The sequence below is a fragment of the Roseburia sp. AM59-24XD genome (assembly GCF_003478445.1).
Classification (GTDB): Bacteria; Bacillota; Clostridia; order Lachnospirales; family Lachnospiraceae; genus Jutongia.
This window is the reverse complement of record NZ_QUET01000055.1, coordinates 1-6,729: the sequence shown is the minus strand read 5'-3', so window position 1 is coordinate 6,729 and position 6,729 is coordinate 1. Positions and strand designations below refer to the sequence as shown.

Sequence of the window (6,729 nt, the reverse complement as noted above, 5' to 3'; positions counted from 1 at the left end):
TCATTATTTACGATTCGGTTCTCCCGAAAATCTCATATATGATGACATCCCGCATACGCTCCATAGTCTCCTCATATGCTGCGTCATGCAGCAATTCCCTGCCTTCTGCCCCCAGCACATATATCTTGATCAGATTCGTCACAACTCCAATGTTGATATCCGGGCGTATGCCCTCCATCTGCTGAAAAAACATGGTTGAAATCTCCGTCTCTCTTTGCAGATCCGGTTTTGCCTTCTCCGGAATCATCTCTAAAAGACGCTGTTCATCCTCGGGGGAAAGGCTCGGAAATATACTGTAATCTTCATCGATCATAATTTTCAGATAGTTTCTCGTCTCTGCCGGCCCCGCTTTTTCTTTCCCGTCCAATGCCATTTTGATCAGTTCCGGGATCATCTTCCTCCGGTACTGCAGAACCTCATATACATAAGCCTCCTTCGACGGGAAAAAATTATAAAAGGTACTAACGCCAATGCCGGCTGCCTCAGTAATTTTGGCAACCGACATATGTGTCATTCCATATTGTTTCAGCAGATCAAAGCCTGCCGCAAGCATTTTTTCTCTGTATTCTGTTCTCTCTGCCTCTGTAAATACCCGCTTTGCCATCTGTATCCTCCCAAAAACAGCTGTTGAAAATAATATTACTCATTTCTATTATTTTCCTTCAAAGCTTCCACCATGTCAATCCTTGAAATTTTTCTTTTTTGAAAAAGAAGTGACAGATCATAGGTGATCCAGGTAAGTACAAAGCCAATCACAAGGGCTTTTACCGTAAGCACCGGTGATAACATCATTCCATAATTTTCTATTGTATCCGAATATCCAACCTTTACAAAGGCATAGGCGATCGGAATTCCCAGCAAAAATCCGATACATACCAGAATATGATTGATATTCAGTACCCGGTTGGAAATCTCCTGTCTGCCAAAGCCAAGCACCTTCATCACAGATATGTTGACGGATGTTTCCGATACGATCATATTGATGATCAGATACAGCACAAATACACCAAGAACGATTCCAACAATTTCAAATGTGATAATGATTGCTTTCATCGGCCCCATGAGGTTTTCCATGGTGTCTGCCGTGACGGTCATCTTCGTCTCACTTGCCACCAGCTTCTTGTCTAATGTTAGTTTATCCTTACTGATAATACAGTTATATGCCTGATCACTGACGTCTGCAAGGTTTGCAGCATTCTTTCTTGAAGTATACAGATAACAATGGGTATTATCCTCTACAACACCACTGATGGTTACCTTATGCTTTTTCAGATCGGCAATATTATAAAATGTAAATTTCTCGCCGGTTTTCACACCATAAGTCTGCGCCGCTGCACTTGTCAGATAGTATTTGTCCAGATCCAGCTTATTCCCGTTTTCTGTCTGATCCGGGAAATATCTGGAATTTTCATCAATTCCCTGTGCAGAAAGCTGTACGGTACTCCCCTCTACTTCATAATAATTCTGAAATAATGCTTCACCCTTCTCGGGGGTGTCCTCATGCAAAGAGTTCAGACGGTATAAATATTCATATTTTACAGAGCTGGTCAGTCCGTCCTTTAGCAGGGCATTCAGACTGTCACTCATAATAAGACCGGCAAGAATACAAAATGCGGCGATCGCAACACCAATGGTTGTCACGATACTTCTGCCCGGATGTCCGATCACATTTCTAACCTTCATTTTTGTCTGTGTCTTCGCAGAGCTGTTTTTCATTACACCTACTGTTCTGCTGTCTTTTCCTGTATTGCGAAGCAGATCAACCGGTGACTTTTGCAACAGTTTTGCGGATTGTATTGCAATCGCCGCGGAGTAAAGAAGTGCCGGTGCCACAAACGCAAGGATGATCGAAGGGACATTATATGTCACCGTATAGACAAGCTTTTCAAAATCATATTCGATATAAAAACGACAAAGCAATCGGGTCACGGGGATTGCACATCCAATTCCAAGAATGCTTCCGATGATACCTGGAATCAGACCATACCGCACATAATGACCAATGATCTGCTTTCTGGAAAATCCCAGTGCAAGAAAGGCTCCCAGAAGATACTGCTCATTTTTAATATTTCTTCCAAGGATCATAACGATCAATGTAATGATAATGATAAACATAACCGGAGCGTACAGGGTTGCCATGTTTGTAACGGCATCGCCCTCATTGACCGGCATCGAAATTCTTGTATTGGAGGTTGCTGCCAGATAGCTTGCGACCACATATTCTTTATTGAGCTTTTCCCGCACCTTTTTGGAATTGTCTTTTTGGTACTTAATCGAATAATATCTGGTCTCTTCGGCATCAATCTGATCATATTCCTGATCATTTACTACCATAACCGCAAATTTTTCATTGTCAATGTAACCGGATAGCTTTTCCAGCATATAGATGTAATCGGACTTTGTGGTATATGCAGACACCTGATATGAATACTTTCCGCAAGAAATCGTATCCCCGACCCTGATGCCATGGATATCTGCAAAATCCTGCGTCAGAAGTGTCTCTCCCGTCCCCGGTTTATGCCCTTCTCTGATCTCGCACAGATTCAGTTTTTCCGGCATATCAAAGACACGAAGCGTTGTCCCCTTTAAATCTCCGCCTTTACATTTGATATCCTTATAACGACTGTATTCTACCAGGACATCGTATTCCTTTTCCAGCTTTTTGATGTCCTCGTCAGAAATCGGCTTATAAGTTACAAACTCTGCATCCTCTGCCTTGTATTTCTCCACAAAATCATTGACCACATTTTTCAGTGTATGACCGGTTGATATGGCACCAACGATGACCAGGGATGTCAGTGTCGTAAGAATGATACTTATAATATAAAATGATATATTTTTCTTTATGCTGCGCACAGCCCTCTTGTTGATCGTCATATTACAGCTCCATCTCCTCTACTTTTTGCTTGTCTTCATTTTTCCGGTTTGATGTTACCTTGCCGTCAGTGATCCGGATAATGCGGTCGGCCATTTTTGCAATGTTCAGATTATGGGTAATGATCACAACGGTTGTGTGATAAGTTTCATTCATCTGTTGCACTCTCATCAGAACATCTCTGGATGATTTTGTATCAAGAGCTCCCGTCAGCTCATCACAAAGAAGAATATCCGGTTTCTTTACCATGGCTCTCGCAATGGCAACACGCTGCTGCTGTCCGCCGGAAAGCTCTTTCGGAAAATGCTTCTGATATTTTACAAGCCCCAGATTCTCAAGCAATGTATCTACACTGACCGGATCATTTACAAGCTCTGCTGTCATCTCAATATTTTCCCGAACCGTCAGATCCGGTGTCAGATTATAGAATTGAAATACAAAACCAAGCTGATTTCTCCGATACAGCTCCAGCTCTTTGGCAGACATCTGCTCCAGATCCTTTCCTTCCACCAGCATGCTTCCTTCCGTCACCTTGTCAAGACCTCCAAGTATATTCAACAATGTACTTTTTCCGCTTCCGCTGGGTCCGAGGATAACGACGATCTCTCCCTTTTCCATACTGAAATCCGTATGGTCCAGCGCAAATACCGTTGCTTCGCCCTTTCCATATTTTTTTACGAGATTTTTTCCTTCGATAAACATTCTGAATCCTCCCTGTTTTATGCGAATATTTTATCTGTTTCATTCGCATTTATGTTAGTCCTAACTAACATAAATGTCAAGGGGGTTTGCGAATATTTTTTATTCGTATGCATCAAAAAACAGTGAATCTATTTTAGTACATAGATTCACTGCCTTTGTTATTTTTAAGCTTTTATCTTAAAACTGCTTAAAAATACAACATCCATTTCCTGTAAATCAACACGAGTCCTTTATCAATATCCCCATGTCATCAGCTTCCACCTGCCACCCTCTGACCGTGCCAGCCACCACTGCCAGTCTGTATACTCTTCATCCACATTTAGTCCCCCTGCATCCGCATCACTTTTTGGTGAATGAAAATCGCATTCAAACATAATACATTCTGTAAATGTTTCTTTGTTGTCGTTTGCATTTTCTAATTCCTGCATCCAGCTTAAATTGTCGCCCTCGCTGCATGTCTGATCTGATCCGTATCGGATGCTGTGCATTTCGCAGCCCTTCCAGTTATTAAACTCATTCATGATCGTCTGAATCGCCTCATCCATATCTTCTTTAGAATATAACTTGGAGCTGCCGTAATCACAGGTAAAATGATACTCCACATTATCATCTTTTTTCTTTGTCGTTGCAAAGCAAACGCTGACCACGGCAAATGCTGCAATCGCGAGCAGAACGATCCAAACTGCAGGATTTTTATAATTCATGATATTCTTCACTCTCCCCTTTACATGATCCTCGCCAAAGGCAACCGGACAGGCTGCAATCCTCTTCCGTCCTACGCTGCAATTTAACAATGCCTGACAATAATCCGCTTTCCACTGTTTGTCCTCGCCCATGGTCGCTCGCTCATCACAGGCATATTCAATGTCCCTGCAAAAAAGAATATATGCGATCCAGCAGAGAGGCTGAAACCAGTAAAATGACAATATCACGAAACCAAGCGGTTTCCAAAGATGATCTTTTCGTTTTATATGTGTTTTTTCGTGCTTCAATACATATTCCCTTTCTTCCCCGATCATCCCCGATGGACAATATATTTTCGGCCGTACGATCCCAAGAATAAACGAACCGGGAATATCGTCACATTCATATATGTTTTGCTCTGTGCGTATGGACGCCCGAACCCTTCGTTTCAGCAAAATGTAAGTGGCCGCTGTATAAGCAAGCATTCCAAACACTCCGATGATCCAGACTATGGTACCGGCGTGCAGAAATACCTGAATTACATTCACACCGGTGACCCTTGCGGAAGTAAATTGTTCATGAATCACAGGATTTACGACAGCGTCCACAGGTTTCAATCCTGTTTCAAGCATTGGTTCCTGTTGCGATGCAATACCCACTGATACAGGCGTACGGTTTGGAATCAGGCTGAAAGTACTCTCCAAAGGAACCGGCACGATCAGCTTAACTGCAACGATCACCCAGAGAAAGCATATTAACCTTTTCGGTGCTTTCTGAAACAAAAGTCGTAATACGATGATTACAAAAATCAATACACTGACGGTAAGTGCATTATTTAATATCATTATAAAGCATCGTTCCATAGGCTACTCCTCTCTGTAGGCATCAATCATTTTCTGGATCTCTGCCACATCCGCAGACGATAGTTTCTTACGGGAGGCAAAGGCTGCAATAAACGCCGGCAGCGACCCATCAAAGGATTCCTCAATGATCTTTTCACTTTGTGCCGCTCCGAATTCCTCTCTGGTCATTACAGAAGAAACAATTCCTTTCTCATTTTGAAATAAACCCCGCTCACATAATCGTTTTACATCGTATACGTGGTGGACTTTTTCCACTCCAGCCGCTGCTCGCAGAGCTTGACGAGCTGGCCGGAGGGAATCGGCTCATGCTCCCAGATAACATCGGCAAATTTACTCTCGACCGCTCCTAATTTTAACGCTTCCATTTGTTCATCCCCTTTGGGTCTAATTGATGTAGACCATTTCTTTAGTGTTAGTCTACTACGGTTAGACCAAATTGTCAACTGTATTTTTTTATTCTCTCAATAAAATTTTAGAACAAATAAAAAAGGAAAAAACCAGCGTTTTTTCCTTGATCTCTGCTATGTTACGAGCTTTTCCTATACACAAAAAAGACAAAGGCCGGAATTGTCCCAAAGTCTTTGTCTTTTGATATCAAATAATTACTTATACGGCTTCCTTCAGTTCTTTATGAAACACCGACACAAATGTCACCCTCTTATCGATCAGGCTTCCTGCAATCGCAACTCCCTTTCCCATGGTAAATGCCGCCACAACGGTTCCGACGCCAAGTCCCAATATTTTCCCAAGAGCAAAATATGTCAGACAGGCTGTTACAAACAGGCAGGTCACATCAAACGCAATCTTCACTCTTGCATATGGCTTGTTTATGATCTCTGACAGATCCCTCGGAAACAGATCTGTAGGAATGATCGGCAGCTTACAGCGGTTGGATAATGCGATGCCAAAGCAAATGATGATGTAACTCAACACAAAGTAAAATATTCTAAGGGGAATAGATAATGGAAGCTTCGTGATCCATAATTCGTTCACATCCATCATTTCACCAAACAAAAAGCCGGCCACAAAACTGAAAAGATACGATGGAACAAACCTCTTTTTCAGAACCATAAGGGTAATCACAAGAAGTCCCTGAAATATATATGTCCATGTTCCAAGGGATAATTTCGGAAATGCCTCACTAAATGCATATGGCACGCTTGAGATTGCCGATATTCCGGAACCGGACTGAAGCATCAGCAATACCCCCATGCTGTTTATGATAATTGCCAAAATAAGTGCTGCCTCTCCTCTAAGTACAAGTCTTTTATCATTCATGCGTTACTCCATTTCTGTGCTTCTCAGGCACAGATCCTCCGAATAAAATCTTTTCTTTTGTATGAGGGATCCTTTATGATATCTATTAAAAATTTCCGCATGAAATTATAGTACTTTTCCAGAGAAATGACAAGTCTAGGTGATCAGTTATTTATTCATAAAATTTAAAAGCCCGTGGAATTTACTCTTGCACTGGAATTTACTTTTTCAAATCAGCATTTTAATCATTATTTACGATTCGGTTCTCCCGAAAATCTCATATATGATGACATCCCGCATACGCTCCATAGTCTCCTCATATGCTGCGTCATGCAGCAATTCCCTGCC

Annotated in this window: 5 protein-coding genes and 1 pseudogene; all 6 read right to left on the bottom strand. The window is 41.9% G+C overall.

What is annotated here, in order from left to right:
* Positions 1 to 7: 7 nt before the first annotated feature.
* The 6 genes and pseudogenes from DXA20_RS15710 to DXA20_RS15685 all read right to left on the bottom strand — a co-directional run bounded on the left by DXA20_RS15710 (position 8) and on the right by DXA20_RS15685 (position 6,402).
* Complete coding sequence (locus tag DXA20_RS15710) at positions 8 to 604, bottom strand: TetR/AcrR family transcriptional regulator (protein WP_118562053.1); 597 nt, start codon at positions 602 to 604, stop codon at positions 8 to 10.
* A 35-nt stretch (positions 605 to 639) separates the two neighbouring features.
* Complete coding sequence (locus tag DXA20_RS15705) at positions 640 to 2,877, bottom strand: ABC transporter permease (RefSeq protein WP_118562051.1); 2,238 nt, start codon at positions 2,875 to 2,877, stop codon at positions 640 to 642.
* 1 nt (position 2,878) lies between these two features.
* Positions 2,879 to 3,577: an ABC transporter ATP-binding protein gene (locus DXA20_RS15700; RefSeq protein WP_118562049.1), complete on the bottom strand. Its 699-nt coding sequence runs from the start codon at positions 3,575 to 3,577 to the stop codon at positions 2,879 to 2,881.
* Positions 3,578 to 3,810: 233 nt separating this feature from the next.
* Positions 3,811 to 5,124 (bottom strand): M56 family metallopeptidase, encoded by a 1,314-nt coding sequence (locus tag DXA20_RS15695; RefSeq protein ID WP_118562047.1) that lies wholly within the window; start codon positions 5,122 to 5,124, stop codon positions 3,811 to 3,813.
* A gap of 3 nt (positions 5,125 to 5,127) precedes the next feature.
* A pseudogene (locus DXA20_RS15690) lies at positions 5,128 to 5,489 on the bottom strand (BlaI/MecI/CopY family transcriptional regulator).
* Between the two features lie 241 nt (positions 5,490 to 5,730).
* Complete coding sequence (locus tag DXA20_RS15685) at positions 5,731 to 6,402, bottom strand: DUF6198 family protein (RefSeq protein WP_118562045.1); 672 nt, start codon at positions 6,400 to 6,402, stop codon at positions 5,731 to 5,733.
* Positions 6,403 to 6,729: the final 327 nt, after the last annotated feature.